The following is a 19,262-nucleotide window of genomic DNA, read 5'->3' on the forward strand; positions in this document are numbered from 1 at the left end:
CTATTTTTTCTATTTATTCCAAATTTCTTCATTGTACTGAGTAATTGTACGGTCTGATGAGAAGAATCCTGCTTTAGCTATATTAGCAATTACTTTTCTTAACCACAAGTCACGATTTTCATAATCTGCTAACATCTCTTCTTTTTTCGCATAATACTCTTCAAAATCGATAAGTGTCATGAACCAGTCTTTGTTTAATAGTTCATTGTACAATCTTTCTAATCTTTCTTTATTTCCAAGTTTTACTAAATCTTCTGAAATAATAAAGTCAACTACTTCTTTTACTCCATCTTTATTGTAGTAATCTTTTGAAACATACCCAGCAGTTTCATATAGTTTGATAATCTCATCACTTTCTTTACCAAAAATATAGATATTCTCACGTCCAACAAGCTCATCAATCTCTACATTAGCACCATCTAATGTTCCAAGTGTTAATGCTCCATTTAGCATAAATTTCATATTACCTGTTCCACTAGCTTCTTTTGATGCAAGTGAGATTTGTTCAGAAATATCTGTCGCTGGAATTAATTTTTCTGCAACACTTACGTTGTAGTTTTCAACTAAGTATACATTTAAGTATTTATTTACTTCTGTATCATTATTAATCAACTCTGATAGACATAAAATTAAATGAATAATATCTTGTGCTATGATATACGCTGGAGCAGCTTTACCACCGAAAAATACTGTAATTTTTCGTTTTGGTAATTTTCCATTTTTTATATCAAGATATTTTTTTATTACATATAAAGCGTTCATTTGTTGACGTTTATATTCATGGAATCTCTTGATTTGAGTATCGATAATACTATTTTCATCTAACTCAATTCCTTGTGTTTCTTTCAAATATTCTTTTAAAACAAGTTTATTTTCATGTTTAATTTCTTCTAACTTAGCTGCTACTTCTTTACTATCAACAAAAGCCAATAATTTTTCTAGTTTAGTTGCATCTGTTAAATACTCATCACCAATTAGTTCTTTTAAGTACGCTGCTAATGGTCTATTAGAAAACTCTAACCAACGTCTAAATGTGATACCATTAGTTTTGTTGTTGAATTTCTCTGGATATAACTCATAGAAATGTTTTAATTCAGAGTTTTTAAGAATTTCTGTATGTAAGTAAGCAACCCCGTTTACACTGTTTGAGAAGTGAATATCCATGTTTGCCATATGTACTCTATCATCTTTATCGATAATTTGAATATCTTCACCTTCATATTTAGAACGTATTACTGCATCTAGTTTCTTAATAATTGTTACTAAATGTGGTACTACTTCTTCTAAAAATTCTAAAGGCCATTTTTCTAACGCTTCAGCCAAGATAGTATGGTTTGTATATCCTGTCATTTTTTGGACAATTGTGTATGCTTCTTCAAACTCAATTCCATAATTTTCTGTCATAAGACGAATAAGTTCTGGAATTACCATACTTGGGTGCGTATCGTTAATTTGAACATACGCATATTCATATAAATCATGAACATTACTTCCTTTAGCACGAGCTTCATCAATAATTAATTGCGCCGCATTTGATACCATGAAGTATTGTTGGTAAATACGTAAAAGTTCACCATTTCTATCACTATCATCTGGATATAAGAACAATGTTAAATTTTTCTTGATATCTGTTTTATCAAAACTAATTCCTTCGTTAATAATCGAACTATCGATTGAATCAATATCAAATAAGTTTAGATAGTTTTTAGTCTCTTTTTTATAACCAAGGACATCAATTCGTTTTAATGATGATGTTAGACTAAAGTTTTTAAATGGTACTGTATATTTTACATCAGTATCTATTAACCAAGAATTATCTTCAATCCAGAAGTTTGGTTCTGCATGTTGTTCATTTTTAGAAAATACTTGTTTAAACAAACCACAGTGATAATTTAAACCTACTCCATCACCATTAATTCCTAAAGATGATATAGAATCAATAAAACATGATGCTAAACGTCCTAGTCCACCATTACCTAATGATGGCTCTAATTCTACTTCTTCAACTTCACTTAGACGTTTATTTGCTGCTGCTAATTCTTTTTCAATTTCATCATAAATTCCAAGATTTATTAAATTATTTGATAATAATTTACCAATTAAAAATTCTGCAGAAATATAATAAACTTTTTTCTTATCACTATTTAATTCTTTTTTTGCAGCTTTTTCTTTTACATAATTCAACAATTGAATATAAAGTTCTTTATTATTCAAATCACTTAGATTTTTTGTTGTTTTGTCTTGTACATAATTACTAAAAGTCATCTTATCCTCTCTCTCTTGCATATAATTTTGTAATATTTTTCAAGAACTCTTTACGTTCTGAAGTTAAATCCTCTTCCAACATTCTCCACTCCCAGTTTCCTCCAACTGTAGATGGAATGTTCATTCTACTAGTAGTATCTTTATCTAGTAAATCTTGCATTGTTACAATCGCATAGTCACTTACTGATGAATAAATTCCTCGAATCATTGCTTCTGTAATTTTTTCACCATCACGACGGTTTAAGTAAGTATCAACAAATTCTTTTCCTTTTTCATCCAATTCAGCATACCAACCGTTAACTACATCATTATCATGTGTTCCAGTGTATGCTACACTATTTTGCGTATAATGATGTGGACGGTCTAAGTTGTCTTCTCCAGGAAACGCAAATTGAAGAATCTTCATACCTGGGTAAGTAGAATCTTCTAGAAGTTTTTCGGCTTTAGCATCGATAAATCCAAGATTTTCTGCAATAATTGGTAAATCTCCTAATTCAGCTTTTATTTTTTCAAATAATTCTATACCGGGTCCCGCTTCCCAAGTTCCTACAGCTGCCGTTTCTGCATTACTGTCTATTTGCCAGTAATCAGAAAATCCTTTGAAGTGATCTATACGAAGTACATCGTATATTTTAAAACTTTCTTGAACTCGGTATACCCACCAAGAATAGTTTTGGTCTCTATGTTTTTCCCAATTATAGATTGGATTCCCCCAAAGTTGACCAGTAGGACTAAAATCATCAGCAGGACATCCAGCTACATAAAGTGGCTCGTTGTCTTCATTCACCTTGAATAGTTCTGGCATTGTCCACATTTCTACACTATCAGCACTAACATATATTGGCATATCTCCAATAATTTTAATTCCTTTTGAGTTTGCATAATTCTTAAGAGCTAACCATTGTTTGAAGAAAAAGTACTGTGTTATTGTGTAATAACGAATACTATCTTGTAGCTCTATACGATATTTTTCGCGGGCACTTATTTCAGCACGTTTTATATCCTCATCCCAATGAATGAAGCTTTGATAACCAAAACTTTCTTTAATTGCCATATATTCAGCATAATCAACTAACCAGCTTGCATTTTCTTTTTCAAATTTCTCAATTTCGGCTAAAACTTTATCGCTTTTAACAACATTAGCGACCACTTTTTCTAAAATTGGTCTTCTTACATCAAACAATAATCCATAGTCTACTTTTTCTGGATTATCTCCAAAGTTAACTCCTTCATAGTCTACTTTTTCTAAAAGACCTTCTTCTTCTAATAAGTCGAAGTCAATTAGATTTAAATTCCCTGCCACTGCAGAAAAACTTTGATAAGGAGAATCTCCGTAACTTGTTGTTGTTAGTGGTAAAAGCTGCCAATATGTTTGTTGAGTCTCTTCTAAAAAATCAACAAAATCATAAGCGCTTTTCCCAAATGTTCCAATACCTTGTTTCCCAGGTAGTGACGTAATATGCATCAATACCCCACTTGAACGTCTTCTCATTTTCGTCTCCTCCATAAAATTTTACAACTTAATAATTACTTTAACTACTTAACAGTAATTATTATAATAAAAGCGTTTCATCTTGTCAATACATTTATGTAATTCTTTTATTTTTTTCTTCTAACATATCCGTAAATGTTGGATTTTTGTAGAGAGATTTATATTACTCTTGATTTTTTATAACTATACGTTTATAATAGTAAGATGAAATTTTAGAAAGGGTTTAGGGAGTATGAGTAAATACAAGCAAGTCTATAATGATATCAAAGGAAAAATTGATACACGTTTCTATAAACGTAATACTGAATTACCTAGTGAAAATGACTTAGTAAGAGAATATGGTTATTCAAAAGATACAATAAGAAAAGCATTATCACTTTTAGAATTAGATGGATATATACAAAAAATAAAAGGAAAAAATTCTTTAATTCTAGGACATGGACGTATTAAAAACAATTATTTAGGAAATATTAAAACTTCAGCAGAATTAAATATAGATGGAAAATACGAAATAAAAACAAACCTTGAAAGCCTATATATAATTCAAGGTGATAGAAAAATTATGGATATCTTTGGAGCAAATGAAAGCAATGATTTTTATCGCGTCAGTCGAAGCAGAACAATTAATGGAGAACGACTTGAGTATGAAGTTTCATATTTTGATCGTTCATTAGTCCCTTTTTTAAATAAAGATATAGCGGAAAATTCAATTTATAAACATTTAGAAACCGAACTTGGTCTTAATATCACACATTCACGTCGTGAAATTTCATTCAGATATGCTACTGATGAAGAAAAACAACATATGGATCTTGGAAACTATGATATGGTTGCTGTTGTTGAAAGTATTACTTACTTATCGAATGGTAATATTCTTCAATACGGCGTTTTAAGTTACCGTCCAGATAAATTCACCTTTGTTACAATGGCGAAAAGGTAAGATAAAAAAATTAATTAAATACACCTCAGAGGTTAGAACTTTCTCTTATCTAACCCCTGAGGTGTGTTTTAAATTTATATATTAGCTTTTATTTTAATCTTTCTTCTAATTCTGCTTTTAATTCTTCAAATCCTGGTTTTCCTAGAAGTGCAAACATATTTTTCTTGTATGCTTCCACACCTGGTTGATCAAATGGATTTAATCCTTGCATATATCCAGAGATTCCTACTGCTTTTTCGAAGAAATATACTAAGTATCCAAATGTAAACTCACTCATATCTGGAAGTTCAACTACAAAGTTAGGTACTCCTCCATCTGTATGTGCAAGCAATGTACCTTCAAATGCTTTTGTATTAACAAAATCCATAGTTTTTCCTGCCAGGTAATTAAGTCCATCAAGATTATTTTCAGCTTCTTTAAGTTCAATATCCTTGTTTGGTGTTTTAACTTTTAAGATTGTTTCTAAAAGAATACGACGTCCTTCTTGAACATATTGTCCCATTGAGTGCAAGTCTGTTGAGAAACATACACTTGATGGATATAATGCTTTCCCATCTTTACCTTCAGACTCTCCATAAAGTTGTTTCCACCATTCATTAAAGTAAACCATTGACGGCTCATAAGAAACTAAGATTTCAATTAATTTTCCTTTTTGTTGTAAAATGTTACGCATTACTGCATATTGGTATGCGATGTTTTTGCTTAAATCTGGTGTAGAAAGTTCATCCTGTGCTAACTTAGCACCTGCCATCATTTTATCAATATCAACACCACTAACCGCGATTGGTAATAATCCAACAGCTGTAAGAACTGTAAAACGTCCTCCAACATCGTCAGGTACTACAAAAGTTTCATATCCTTCATCGTCAGCAAGTGATTTTAATGCCCCACGTGCTTTATCTGTTGTTGCATAAATTCTTTCGCGAGCTCCTTCTTTTCCATATTTTTCTTCAAGTAATTCTTTAAAAATACGAAAAGCTATTGCTGGTTCAGTAGTTGTCCCTGATTTTGAAATTACATTTACTGAAAAATCTTTTCCAGTAGTTTTTAGGTAATTCACTAATTCTTGTGTATAAGTTGAAGAAATTGTGTGACCTACAAAAAATACTTGAGGAGTTTTGCGATCTTTTTCATAGAAGTTGTAAAAACTATCATTTAACATTTCTATAGCTGCACGAGCTCCTAAATAAGATCCACCTATTCCGATAACAACAAACACATCAGAATTGTTTTGAATTTTTTTACTAGCTTCTTTAATACGCGCAAATTCCTCTTTATCATAATTAGTCGGTAATTCCAACCAACCTAAGAAATCATTTCCGATCCCTGTTTTGTTATGCAGCTGATTATGTGCAACTTTCACATAATCCTCCATATTTTTCACTTCTTGTTCATTAAAGAAATTTAACGCTTTCGAATAATCAAAATTTAAGTGCATTTTTGTTCTCCTTTGTTTGACTTTACCTTTTATTATAAATCATTGTTGGCTTGTCGTCTATAATATAATCATAAATTAATTCAGAAACTTTTTCTGCATTGTGTCTAATCACATTATTTTCAACGATTCCAACATCTCTATTTTCTATTAATTCAATTCCCAATTTATTTATTTCTTCATAATCAATTCGAACAGCTTCTTGTTTTTCTTTGTGATATTTTTCTAAAACTTTCGAATCGAACTCACGTGAATTAGCAATAACTATATCGAAAATATTTTCTTCAACATGTTTATTTATAGCCTTTATATGATCTGAAACAGTATAATTATCCGTTTCACCATGTTGTGTCATGACGTTGCAAACATATATCTTCTTAGCTTCACTCTCGCGTATTCTTTCTGATACATTAGAAATTACTAAATTTGGAATTATAGATGTATATAGACTACCTGGCCCCATGATAATATAATCCGCCTCTTCAATTGCTTTTAACACATCCTCATTAGGTCTGACTCTAGACGGGGTTATATAAACATGATCAATAATCCCACCGGCTTCAGTTATCGATGACTCACCACGAATAATTTCTCCAGTAGACAACACTGCATTAAGTGTTGCAATATCATTTGTTGTTGGTAATACCTTACCACGTACATTTAGTATTTTACTCATTACTTTTACCGCTGTTGTAAAATCACCATGAATATCCGTCATTGCGGCTAACATTAAGTTTCCTACTGGATGGCCTTTTACTTCTCCAGAGTCAAATCTATATTGAAACATCTTCTCCAAGTACGGCTCAACATCTGATAAAGCCGCTATAACATTCCTTATATCTCCAGGAGATGGAATATTCATATCACTTCTAATTTTTCCAGAACTTCCCCCATCATCTGCTACAGTAACTATTGCTGTTATATCCAGAGGATACTTCTTTAATCCTCTAAGAAGAACAGATAAGCCTGTTCCTCCACCTATAGTTACTACTTTTACTTTTGTTCTCATTTCCTACCTACCCTTGTCTATATCTCGATGTTCAAGATAAACTTTATATCCTAATTTCGAAATATCTTCATGTATTTTTCGAGCAATACTTACTGAGCGATGCTTCCCTCCAGTACAACCTATTGCAATCGCTACTTTATCTCGCCCTTCATACTGATACTTATCAATCATATAAACTATTAAATCTTTATATTTCTCATAAAATTCCTGTGTTATACTATCTGAAAAAACATAATCGAACACTTCTGCATCTTGTCCAGTTTTTTCACGAAGCTCATTTATATAAAATGGATTTTTTAAAAATCTAACATCCACTATGTTATCAGCATCAATGGGTAACCCATATTTATAACCGAAACTAGAGATCGTTATATGATAACTATCTTTCTTTTCTATTCCAAAATCTGCCAATATTTTTTGTTGCAAATCTTTTACTTTTAAATTAGTAGTATCATAAATATAATTTGCAATATCTTTAACTTCATCCATAACATGACGCTCTTGTTTTATTCCTTCAAGAAGACTAAACTCTGTCGATAATGGATGATTTTTTCTCGTTTCTTTATAACGATTAACCAAAACTTGATCTTCACTATCTAAAAAGATAATCTTTAAGTCAAAATATTCATTATGCTGAATTTTTTTAAATAACTCTTTTAAATCAACATGAAGATGCTTACTTCGAATATCTATACTAATAGCCGTTTTGTCTATCTCTTTTTCTTCAATTATACGTAAAAAATCCTCAACTAAAAGTCCAGGTAGATTATCTGTACAAAAATATCCTTGACTTTCAAAAATACTTAACGCTGTATTCTTACCTGCTCCACTTATTCCTGTAATTATTACTAATTTTTTTTTCATAGCTTCACATCCATCTTATAATATATCTGCATCATTCAACAATTTGATGTATTTTCTAGATAATCATCAAATTCTAATTTCTATTGTACACTAAAAAAAAACTTTTGTGTAGTATTTTCAAAATTAAAAAAGATTAACTCTATCACATATTATATATAATAGAGCTAATCTCTTATCCTTTATCCATTATTTGAATTATTGTTATTTCTGTTTGATCTATTATTAGAAGCGGTATTTCCACTATTATTTGAGTTGTTATTTCTATTGTTCGTCGTGTTAGAATCATTATCATCGTTATCTGAATTATTATTCTCAGAACGATTTCTTTCTTCTTGCGCTCTTCTTTGCTGCTCTTCTATTTGACGGCGTTCACTATCTGAAATAACCCTTACACCACCATCTATTGAACCAACATTTCCTGGAACATTAAATCCTCTAGGCGGATGAATACGAACTATATTTTGCATATTCAATCTATATAACATTTGTGTTCTTTGTGTATCTTGTTGTGTCATAAATTTAGTTGGTCCATCTATAGCATCAAACCCTTGCCATACAGCTAAAGTATAATTACTCGTGTATCCTATTGTCCAAGAATCTTTTGAATAGTTATTTATATCAAAGCCATATTTTTGTGCTTCAGCTTCTCCAAAAGTTGTAGTTCCTGTTTTAACCGCCATATCTGCTCCACTTATACGTGCATAAGCTGCTATCCCATTAACTACGTTACGTAACATTGATGTCATTATGTAGGCAGTAGATTCTTTTATAACTCTCTTTCTGTCATCAGTACTAAAACTTTTTATTTCAGTACCTTCACTATCATAGACCTTTTTAATAGCTTTTGGTGTTGCATAATACCCACCATTACTAAATGGTACATATGCTGCTGCCATTTGAAGTGGTGAATAACCATCACTACTTCCTCCTATCGGCGTTGTTATAGAATCATCTTTTACTTCCATACCTACATTAGCTGCATATTGCTTAACTCTTTCAAATCCAACTTGCTGATATGCTTTAATCGCTGGTATATTATATGACCATGTTAATGCATTATTCATCGTAATATTACCATGGTATTGTCTATCCCAGTTTTGAATTTGAGTGCCAGGTATTGCTTTATCTTCTATTGTTTGCCCTGATCCCCAATTTAAGTACTCAATAGCTGGTCCATAAGCCAAAATTGGTTTAATTGATGATCCAGCTTGTAACTTCGCTTGCGTTGCTATATTATATCCATGGAAAGTCTGATTTTTCCCACCATATAAAGCCGCAATTCCACTATTTTCATTATTTAAAACAACCATCGATACATTACTTGCCTGTTTTATACCTACTAAATTACTACTCATACTTGTACTTAATGAATCTTGGATTTTCGGATCGAAATTAGTGTAAATCTTAAGTCCTAAGTTTAGCACGTCTCCTTCATAATCCTTATATTCTTTACTATTCTTAAGTTCTCTAACTATTTCATTCATATATGAAGTGTATTTACTATCAAACTCACTAGAAAGAATAACACGTTCATTTTCATTTCTTTTCACTATACCTGCAAGTACATCTGTGTTTTTAGCAGCAGTTGCTTCTTGTTCAGTAATTTTCCCGTGGTATTGCATTAAATAAAGTACTGTATCACGACGTGTTTTAGCCGCTTCTGCATTATCATATGGATTATAAGTATTAGGATATTGAGGTAATCCGGCAAGTAATGCCATTTGTGGCAATGTTAATTGACTTAATTCTTTACCATAGTAATACTTCGCTGCTGTTTTCAATCCATAAACACCATCTGAATAATAAATTCTATTTACATACATAGTAAAAATAGACTCTTTATCATAATTTTGTTCTAATTTATAAGCTAAGTATGCTTCCTGAACTTTACGTTTTACACTCTTATTATCATCTAGAAACGTTCTTTTAATAAGCTGCTGTGAAATTGTAGATCCCCCTTGAGAACCAAAACCACTCGTAAGATTAGAAAAGACAGCTTTTACTAATCGACGATAGTCTACTGCTCCATGTTCGAAGAATCTATTATCCTCCGTTGCTAATATTGCCTCCTGCATTTTTTCAGGAATATCAGATGTTTCTAAATTTTCACCAACTTGATTACCAAGTTTAGCTACCTCATTGTTATTTACATCATAAACAACTGTTCTACTATTGTTATCTAATATTTTCGAATCAAAAGCTGGCGCTTGATAAATCCAAAATACACATAGTAAAAATATTGAAATGATAGCAATACTTGCGGCATATAAACCATATCTCAAAATTTTTAGCCATAGTCCTTTTTTTCCGTTATTGAAATTTGGTTTACTTATTCTTCCTGGTGGTAGGGGTCTTCTTCCGTTAGGATTACCTCCTCTTCCTCCTGAGCCTTGTTGCCCTTGAGGTGAATTTGATGATATTTGCTGACCACTTTTAGATCTTTGAGCTCGTCTTCTCATCATTTCCTCATTTATTGCTCGCCTTTGTTGTTCATTTGTTTTTGAACTACTAATATTTTTTCTAGATATATATCCACCTGGCATAACGGTTTTTTTCTCTGTTGAATGCTTATCTCTTCTAGATAAACGCTCATTATTATTTTCTACCATAGCATATCCTTTCTTTACATAATATTTAAACTTTCTATTTCTTAACTTTTACTTTCATTTTGAAAATAAAATTCAATAATACTAAATTAATTTTAATGTATATTTTAAAAAAAATCAATTTACTTAACTAAATATTATTAATATTTACAATTATTTAATCTATTTGTAACATAATTACATCTTAATAATATCATATGCTCATATGAAAAATAAGTTACCAATTAGCACTTATCTATTAAATTATATTTATTTTACCTTATATTAAACTTAAAAAAGCGACTTTGAAAATTATAATTCAAAGTCGCCCTTACTAAGTTCATTTAATTATTTTGTTGAAGAAGCTTCTACATCACCTATTGCTGCTTTAGCTGCCGCTATACGCGCAATTATCACACGATATGGAGAACAAGATACATAACCTAAACCTAGTTTAGAACATAGAAGAATTGATTTTTCATCTCCTCCGTGCTCTCCACAAATTCCAAGTTTAATAGCTGGTTTTGTCTCACGAGCTTTTCGAACCGCAAGTTGCATCAACTCTAATACTCCACTCTCATCTAAATGAACAAAAGGATCAGATTCTAGAATATTTTTCTTTTTATAAATATCAATAAATTTCTCTGCATCATCTCTAGAGTAACCGAAAGTAAGTTGAGTTAAGTCATTTGTACCAAAACTGAAGAAATCTGCATGTTTAGCAATCTTATCCGCAATTAAACATGCGCGTGGTATTTCTATCATGGTACCGACTTTATAAGTGAATTCTGTTTTGTATAAGTGAATTTCTTTTTCAACTAACTCTACTATTTGTTCTCGAAGTACAGCCAATTCTTTTTCTAATCCAACTAACGGAATCATAATTTCAACATTAACATCTACACCCTCTTTTTTAGCTCTTATTGCTGCTGAACTAATCGCTTTAGCTTGCATCAGATAAATTTCTGGATATGTAACACCTAAACGGCATCCACGATGTCCCATCATCGGGTTAAATTCTGCAATGCTAGCTACTTTAGACTTCAATTGAGACACTGTTACATTTAGCTCTTCTGCAATAACTTCTATTGTTTTATCATCTTTTGGTAAAAATTCATGTAAAGGTGGATCTAACAGACGAATATTAACTGATTTTCCATTAGCTGCCTTGAATATTTTATAGAAATCTTCACTTTGAATAGGTTGTAATCTTTCTAAGAATTTTACCCTTTCAGCTGTATCAGCTGCTAAAATCATTTTTCTTACTAGGCTAATTCTATCTTCTTCAAAGAACATATGTTCCGTTCTACAAAGTCCTATACCTTCAGCTCCGAACTCAAAAGCAACTTTAGCATCAATTTCATTATCTGCATTTGCAAAAACGCTCATTTGACGAATTTCATCTGCCCAACTTAATAATTTTTTAAATCTAGAACTAAATGTTGCATCTACCTTTTCCACTTCACCAAGATAAACTTTACCACTACTTCCATCAACAGAAATTGTATCACCTTCACGTAAAACTAAATCAGAAATTCTTAGAGTTTTTTCTTTATAGTCAATAATCATGTTTTGACAACCACAAACACAACATTTACCCATTCCACGCGCTACTACAGCAGCATGCGATGTCATTCCTCCCCTAAGTGTAACTATCGCTTCCGAGCTAACCATTCCTTCAATATCTTCTGGTGAAGTCTCTTCGCGTACTAATACTACAGCTTCTGTTTTTGCAGCCTCTACCGCTTCTTCTGCAGAAAAGTATATTTTACCTACCGCAGCTCCAGGAGATGCAGCCAGACCTTGAGTAAGTTCTTTAGCTCCTTTTAAGCTTTTCTCTTCAAATGTTGCATGTAGAAGTTTATTGATTTCCTCAGTTCCTACTCTTAAAATAGCTTCTTCCTTGCTTATAATACCTTCTTCTACCAAAGATACCGCTACTTCAACAACCGCATTAGGTGTTCTTTTAGCATTACGAGTTTGAAGTATATATAATTTCCCATCTTCAATTGTGAACTCGATATCTTGCATATCTTTATAATGTCTTTCCAGTTTTTTAGAGATATCAACAAATTCTTTATAAAGATGTGGCATATCTTCTTCTAAGATACTAATATTTTTAGGTGTTCTGATTCCTGCTACTACATCTTCCCCTTGAGCGTTTATCAAGTATTCACCAAAAAGTTTATCCTCACCTGTTACTGGGTTTCTACTGAATGATACCCCAGTCCCACAGTTGTCTCCCATGTTTCCAAATACCATTGCTTGAATATTAACAGCTGTCCCTAATTTGTCACTGATATTATGCAATCTACGATATACTTTTGCTCTATTATTATTCCAAGATTTGAATACCGCTTCAACAGCAAGCATAAGTTGTTCTTTTACACTCATTGGGAAGTCACGGCCTACTTCTTTTTTGTAAATAGCTTTGAATTCTTCCACTACTTTGAATAAGTCTTTTTCATTCATGTCACTATCTTGAGCATAACCATTTTCTTCTTTAACACGTGTTAAGACTTCTTCAAATTTATATTTTTCAACATTCATAACAACATCAGAAAACATTTGAATAAAGCGGCGGTAACTATCGTATGCAAAGCGATAATTATTATTCTTTTTCGCCAAAACTATTGTAGTTTCATCATTTAATCCTAAATTTAAAATTGTGTCCATCATCCCTGGCATTGAGAATACCGCACCACTACGTACAGACACCAATAATGGATTTTCTAGACTTCCTAGTTTTTTCCCAATTTCTTTTTCTAATATTTCTAATTGGTCGTTTATTTGTTTTAAAATTTCAGGTTTTATTCTTTCCCCATTTTCATAATAACTGTTACAGCTTTCTGTTGTAATAGTAAATCCAGGAGGTACATTTATCCCTAAACTCTTCATTTCCGCAAGGTTTGCACCTTTTCCCCCTAATAAAGATCTCATATCTTTATTACCTTCACTGAAATTATAAACATATTTCTTTGTCATTGTATTTTCCCCCACAAAATTGTTTGTATATTTTTAAAACTTTTATAATTTTTATTGTTAGTGTATTTAAATCAAAAGATACTATATCTTTTATTTAAATACTTCTATAACATCCGTTAATTAAAATAATTAATTATTTTGTTTAAACCTCTAGTCCTCTTTCTCTCATAATTCCAATAATTATTTCTGCTGTTTCCTCTATTGCTTTATTATGAACATCAATTACAGGACATCCAATTTTTTCCATAATCTCCAGTGCATATTCTAACTCTTCAAAGATTCTCATCTCATCTGTATAATCTGTTCCTTGGTCAACCCCAAGAGCTTTTAATCGTTCTTCCCTTAACTTATTAAGCTGTTCAACAGAATTAGTTAGTCCAACAATTTTACGCTTAACTTCATATAGTTCTTCTGGTAAAATTAAATCTCGAACTATAGGAACGTTCATAACTTTGATGTTTCTATTTGCTAAATATAAACTAAGTGGTGTTTTTGAAGTGCGCGATACTCCCAAAATTATCACATCTGCCTCCCTAAACCCATTTATATCCTTACCGTCATCATATTTTACAGCAAACTCTAATGCATCTACCCTTTTAAAATACTCCGTTCCCATTTTTCGAATTAATCCTGGATTATTCTCTGATTTTACTTTTAATTTTTCTTCAAAAATATCCAACATATCGCTTAATAAATCGATAACTTTGATATTTCTTTCTTCTGCAAGCTCTCTTGCATATTTTGCAAGCTCTTTGTCTACTAACGTTTGAACTACTACATCTCCCTCAGCTATATTAGTCATAATAGAGTCTATTTTTTCCTTCGTACAAACATTAGAGTTTTTTAGAACTTTATACTTAACTTGTCCATATGAGAACTGAACTAATGCAGCATCCACTACATCTTTTGCAGTATTCCCTATGGAATCTGAAATTATGTGTACAGTTAGCATATTATCCCTCCAGTATCTCTAGTAATAATTTTATCAATGTAGTTTTTGAAACTTTACCTACGATTATTCTATTACCATTGTCATCCTCCCTAACAACCGGTAAACAATCAATCTCATGCAAAATAATCTTTCTCAATGCATCACTTACTAATTCATCCTCATAAATATAAATTACATTAGGAACGCGTGTCATAGCAAGTGCTATAGGTAATGAATCAGCATCAGCATTTCTCGCTAGTTTCAACATATCTTTTCTAGAAGTAACACCAACTAAATGATTCTCTTCATTAACTATAAAAATAGTACCTACATCGTAAATAAATAACTTCGATAATACTTCTGAATAACTTGCTGTACTTTTAGCTGTTATAGCTATCCCCATTATTTCTTTAACAGATTTCCTTTTTACTTCTTCCCTTTGCTCCCCTGGTGAAAAGTTATAATTATAATAGTATCCGACATTAGGCTTTGCTTCTAACACTTCTAACATCCCTAAAACTGCTAAATTATTTCTAAGTGTAGATTTACCTAAAGACAGTTTTTCCGCAATTTCATCACTAGTAATTGGTTCAAACTCTTTTACTATTTCAATTATAGCTTTATGTCTGTCGGTTAATTTCATTGTTCCTCCTTTATTACGTTTTACAACTATAATTATATAATATATTACACATTATTTCAAGACTAAAAAATAAATAATGTGTAATATATACTTTTTTAAAATATAATATGACAATAAAATGCTATACTTATATTATTCAAAATAAATAAAATACACCTTCTTAACTATTATTTGTAAAACTTAATTTATATTTAAAGCTATATATGATATAATAGAATAAAAAAGTAACGAGGTGTATTATGTCAAAATTATCAAAACTTTTAATAATTGGTTCTGGAATCGCAGTAGCTAACTATTACACTAAAAACTCAGAAAAACTAGAAGAACATTTTAACTTTATAAAGAAAAAAGCAAAAGATTCATACGGTTATACTAGATGTATGATTCGTTATGCAGAAAAAAATGGAATTGTTGAAGCTGCTGATTATTTATGTAAAGATGCCATTAAAGTTGCTAATCGTACAAAAAATAAGCTAACAGAAACTTACAACGATGCTGTTTACTATGGAAAAAAGTTATCTGACAACGCATGTGAAATAAAAGAACACGCTAGTAATATCCGTGAGTATTCTGCCGAATTCAAGGAAAATCTAGGCTCTGCTAAAAAAGTTGCTGAAGAAATCAAACCGAATATTTCTAATTTTGTTGAAACTGCAAAACAAAAAGTTAATTCAATAAAAGAAAAAGTGGAAGATATTAAAGAAGAATTAGAAGAAAATAAAGTTAAAGAAAAAATTCAAACTTTCTCTGAGAATGCGGAAAAGAAAATAGACGAAGTTAAAGAAAAAATAGAAACTGAACTTTTAAAAGAAAGCTCTGAAACAGAAAACAACGAACAATAGTGAGGTGTATTTATGAATTTATTATCTATTGATACATTACCTAATACCGGTGAAGTAGTTAAAAATTATGGAGCGTATATCGGTATTGCTATTATTCTCCTAATTATAATCTTCCTTTTTTGGAAAAAGAAAAACAACAAAGATGAATAAACTTATCTATAAAATAAAAATCCTTAAACTTAAAAATCATAGTTTAAGGATTTTTATTTTATTATTTTAAATTATCTAATGCACTAATACGTTCTTTAACACTATCATATTGTTCTTGATATGCTACTTGTTTTTCTTTTTCTTTAGCTACAACGGCTTCTGGAGCAGAACCAACAAATTTTTCATTAGAAAGTTTTTTGTTTACTCTATCTAATTCTTGTTGTAATTTCTCTAGTTCCTTTCCTAGACGTTCTTTTTCTTTATCTACATCGATTAAATCACTTAATGAAACGTAGATTTCAGCACCTGGTAAAATACGACTAATATCAGTTTCGCTTGCTTCTACTTCACGTTCAATAATAAGTTCGCTAGGACGTGCAAATTTTTCTAGGTATGCACTTCCACTTAATAATACTTCTTTTACGTTTTCTTGTGCGTATTTAATCTTAATAGGTATTTCGCGTGACATAGGTGCATTAACTTCACTACGGATATTACGTACTGCTGTAATTACATCTTGGATAAATTGCATATCTTCAGTTTCATTTTCAAATACTAAGCTTGCATCAACTTTAGCAAATTCGCTAGTTACAATACTATCTCCTGTGTGAGGAATGTGTTGCCAGATTTCTTCAGTTACGAATGGCATAAACGGATGTAACATTTTTAGAGAAGCATCAAGTACATATACTAAAATAGATTTAGTAGTTTTCTTAGTAGCTTCATCTTCACCATTTAATGAAATCTTAGCAATTTCAATATACCATGAACAGAATTCTTCCCATACGAAATTATATAAAATGCGGCTTGCTTCACCGAATTCATATTTTTCAAATAATCTTTCGAAGTCTTCAATAGTTTTAGCAAGTTTTGTTAAGATATATTTATCAGCTAGTGTTTTTTCTCCTGATAAATCTATATCGCTGTATTCGAAACCTTCAAGATTCATAATTACAAAACGAGAAGCATTCCAGATTTTATTGATATAGTTCCAACTTGCTTCAATTTTTTCAGTTGAGTAACGTAAATCTTGTCCTGGTGTTGAGTTCGTAGCTAAGAAGTAACGCAAGCTATCGGCTCCGTATTGTTCAATTACTTCCATCGGATCTACACCATTACCAAGAGACTTACTCATCTTACGGCCTTGTTCATCACGAACTAAACCGTGGATTAAACAATCTTCAAATGGACGAGTTCCTGTAAATTCTAATCCTTGGAATACCATACGAGCAACCCAGAAGAAGATAATATCGTATCCAGTTACTAGACAGCTGTTTGGATAGTAACGTTTGAAATCTTCACTTTCTAAATCTGGCCATCCTAATGTTGAGAATGGGAATAATGCTGAAGAGTACCAAGTATCAAGAACATCTTCATCTTGAACATAGTTTTCGATATCTTTTGGTGGATTTACATCAACATAAACTTCACCAGTTTCTTTGTGATACCAAGCTGGAATACGATGTCCCCACCATAATTGACGAGAAATACACCAGTCTTGAATATTTTCCATCCATGTATTTAATGTATGCTCAAAACGTGGTGGATAAAAATTAACTTTTCCATCTTCATCTTTTTGATTTTCTAAAACTTTATCAGCAAGAGGTTTCATATCAACAAACCATTGTTTAGAAAGATATGGCTCAACAACCGCACCACTACGTTCTGAATGCCCTACTGAGTGAAGATGTTTTTCAATTTTGAAACAAACTCCACTTTCTTGCAAGTCTGCAATAAGTGCTTTTCGACATTCAAAACGATCCATACCATTATATTTGTCTGCATGCTCGTTCATTACAGCACCTTCATCCATAACGATAATACGTGGTAAGTTATGTCGTTCACCTACTTCAAAGTCATTTGGATCGTGCGCTGGAGTAATCTTAACAACGCCACTTCCAAAATCTTTTTCAACATATTCATCTGCAACAACTGGAATTTCTTTATTTGTCACTGGTAGAAGAACTGTTTTACCAATGTATTTTTGATATCTCTCATCTTCAGGATGAACCGCAACAGCAGTATCTCCAAATAGAGTTTCTGGACGTGTAGTTGCTACTTCTAAATAATCTCCACTTTCGTCAGCTAAGAAATATTTAAGATGATAAAATGCACCTTCTACATCTTTATGAATTACTTCAATATTAGATAACGCAGTTCTTTGAACTGGATCCCAGTTAATAATTTTTTCTCCGCGATAAATAGTTCCATTATTATAATGGTCTACAAAGATTTTTGTTACAGCTTTGTTTAATCCTTCATCAAGGGTAAATCTTTCACGAGAATAATCAAGACCCAATCCTAATTTTGCCCATTGCGCACGAATATAACCTGCATATTCTTCTTTCCATTCCCACGCACGCTCTAAGAATTTTTCACGACCTAAGTCATAACGTGAAACTCCTTCTTCACGCATTTTTGCTTCTACTTTCGCTTGAGTCGAAATACCAGCATGGTCCATCCCTGGAAGATAAAGTACATCAAATCCTTTTAGACGTTTGTAACGCGTTAACATATCTTGTAATGTTGTATCCCATGCATGTCCAATATGTAATTTCCCAGTTACGTTTGGTGGTGGAATTACTATTGTATATGGATTTTTATTACTTTTATTGTCGGCTTTAAAAACTTCTTTTTCTAACCACCAATTGTAACGATTTTGTTCAACTTCGGTCGGATTATATTTTGTAGACATTTCAGTCATAGCTTTTCCTCCTAATTATTAAATATTTTTTATTTCTCACTTTATTTACTATCTTTATCTGTGGTTTTTGCATTGATTTTTAGATAAAAAAATAACCCTCATCCTAACATAAGGACGAAAGTCTCCGTGGTACCACCTTTATTCTAATTATAATTAGCACTTAATAAGATTAACGCTCTAACCACGTTTAAAGCTACTTACTTTCACTCTAAATGCTCACCGTCTACTTCAAAGTCCTGCCTAGGAGAAATCTCTCAACCACTGATTTCTTTTCTGTATCCTACGGTACGCAAGAACTTCTACTTATCGGCTCATCGCATATATTTTATAATTAAAATACGTTTAATATAATATCACAATTCACAAAAGAATGCAAGGAATATATCACCTGCCTATGCTAAACATTTAGATATTTTT

General features: G+C 31.5%; 13 protein-coding genes and 1 other annotated feature. Of the genes, 3 read left to right on the plus strand and 10 right to left on the minus strand.

Going from position 1 to position 19,262, the window contains the following annotated elements; all coding sequences use genetic code 11:
• Nucleotides 1-9: 9 nt before the first annotated feature.
• Nucleotides 10-2,265 carry a glycogen/starch/alpha-glucan family phosphorylase gene (glgP, locus tag O3802_RS03180; protein WP_371458272.1) on the minus strand — a complete coding sequence of 752 codons (2,256 nt, stop codon included), beginning with the start codon at nucleotides 2,263-2,265 and terminating at the stop codon, nucleotides 10-12.
• Between the two features lies 1 nt (nucleotide 2,266).
• Nucleotides 2,267-3,757, minus strand: a complete 1,491-nt coding sequence (gene malQ / locus O3802_RS03185; protein ID WP_371458273.1) for a 4-alpha-glucanotransferase — start codon at nucleotides 3,755-3,757, stop codon at nucleotides 2,267-2,269.
• Between the two features lie 232 nt (nucleotides 3,758-3,989).
• Here malQ and O3802_RS03190 point away from each other — a divergent pair, with 232 nt between their 5' ends.
• Nucleotides 3,990-4,697, plus strand: a complete 708-nt coding sequence (locus tag O3802_RS03190; RefSeq protein ID WP_371458274.1) for a UTRA domain-containing protein — start codon at nucleotides 3,990-3,992, stop codon at nucleotides 4,695-4,697.
• A gap of 88 nt (nucleotides 4,698-4,785) precedes the next feature.
• Here the strand turns inward: O3802_RS03190 and O3802_RS03195 are convergent, their stop codons facing one another.
• From O3802_RS03195 to O3802_RS03225, 7 genes are all read right to left on the minus strand, one after another.
• The gene (locus O3802_RS03195; protein WP_371458275.1) at nucleotides 4,786-6,135 is read right to left on the minus strand and encodes a glucose-6-phosphate isomerase; all 1,350 of its coding nucleotides are present in this window, start codon (nucleotides 6,133-6,135) and stop codon (nucleotides 4,786-4,788) included.
• Nucleotides 6,136-6,157: 22 nt separating this feature from the next.
• Nucleotides 6,158-7,141, minus strand: a complete 984-nt coding sequence (locus O3802_RS03200) for a gluconeogenesis factor YvcK family protein (protein ID WP_004632717.1) — start codon at nucleotides 7,139-7,141, stop codon at nucleotides 6,158-6,160.
• Between the two features lie 3 nt (nucleotides 7,142-7,144).
• Nucleotides 7,145-8,005: an RNase adapter RapZ gene (rapZ, locus tag O3802_RS03205; RefSeq protein ID WP_371458276.1), complete on the minus strand. Its 861-nt coding sequence runs from the start codon at nucleotides 8,003-8,005 to the stop codon at nucleotides 7,145-7,147.
• 179 nt (nucleotides 8,006-8,184) lie between these two features.
• Complete coding sequence (locus tag O3802_RS03210; protein WP_371458277.1) at nucleotides 8,185-10,614, minus strand: transglycosylase domain-containing protein; 2,430 nt, start codon at nucleotides 10,612-10,614, stop codon at nucleotides 8,185-8,187.
• 324 nt (nucleotides 10,615-10,938) lie between these two features.
• Nucleotides 10,939-13,575, minus strand: coding sequence for a pyruvate, phosphate dikinase (ppdK, locus tag O3802_RS03215; protein ID WP_371458278.1), 2,637 nt, complete (start codon nucleotides 13,573-13,575; stop codon nucleotides 10,939-10,941).
• Between the two features lie 142 nt (nucleotides 13,576-13,717).
• A complete protein-coding gene (locus O3802_RS03220) occupies nucleotides 13,718-14,527 on the minus strand; it encodes a pyruvate, water dikinase regulatory protein (RefSeq protein ID WP_281665382.1) in 810 nt (269 codons plus the stop codon).
• A gap of 1 nt (nucleotide 14,528) precedes the next feature.
• Nucleotides 14,529-15,149 carry a CBS domain-containing protein gene (locus O3802_RS03225; protein ID WP_371458279.1) on the minus strand — a complete coding sequence of 207 codons (621 nt, stop codon included), beginning with the start codon at nucleotides 15,147-15,149 and terminating at the stop codon, nucleotides 14,529-14,531.
• 239 nt (nucleotides 15,150-15,388) lie between these two features.
• Here O3802_RS03225 and O3802_RS03230 point away from each other — a divergent pair, with 239 nt between their 5' ends.
• Entirely contained in the window at nucleotides 15,389-15,991 is a 603-nt protein-coding gene (locus O3802_RS03230; protein ID WP_371458280.1) for a hypothetical protein, read from the plus strand.
• Between the two features lie 12 nt (nucleotides 15,992-16,003).
• Nucleotides 16,004-16,141, plus strand: coding sequence for an LPXTG cell wall anchor domain-containing protein (locus O3802_RS03235; protein ID WP_040461483.1), 138 nt, complete (start codon nucleotides 16,004-16,006; stop codon nucleotides 16,139-16,141).
• Nucleotides 16,142-16,202: 61 nt separating this feature from the next.
• Here the strand turns inward: O3802_RS03235 and O3802_RS03240 are convergent, their stop codons facing one another.
• Nucleotides 16,203-18,845 carry a valine--tRNA ligase gene (locus O3802_RS03240; RefSeq protein WP_371458281.1) on the minus strand — a complete coding sequence of 881 codons (2,643 nt, stop codon included), beginning with the start codon at nucleotides 18,843-18,845 and terminating at the stop codon, nucleotides 16,203-16,205.
• Nucleotides 18,846-18,952: 107 nt separating this feature from the next.
• Nucleotides 18,953-19,169 (minus strand) — a binding site (T-box leader).
• Nucleotides 19,170-19,262 lie beyond the last annotated feature (93 nt).

This window comes from Gemella sp. 27098_8_92 (genome assembly GCF_041433685.1).
Taxonomy (GTDB): Bacteria; Bacillota; Bacilli; order Staphylococcales; family Gemellaceae; genus Gemella.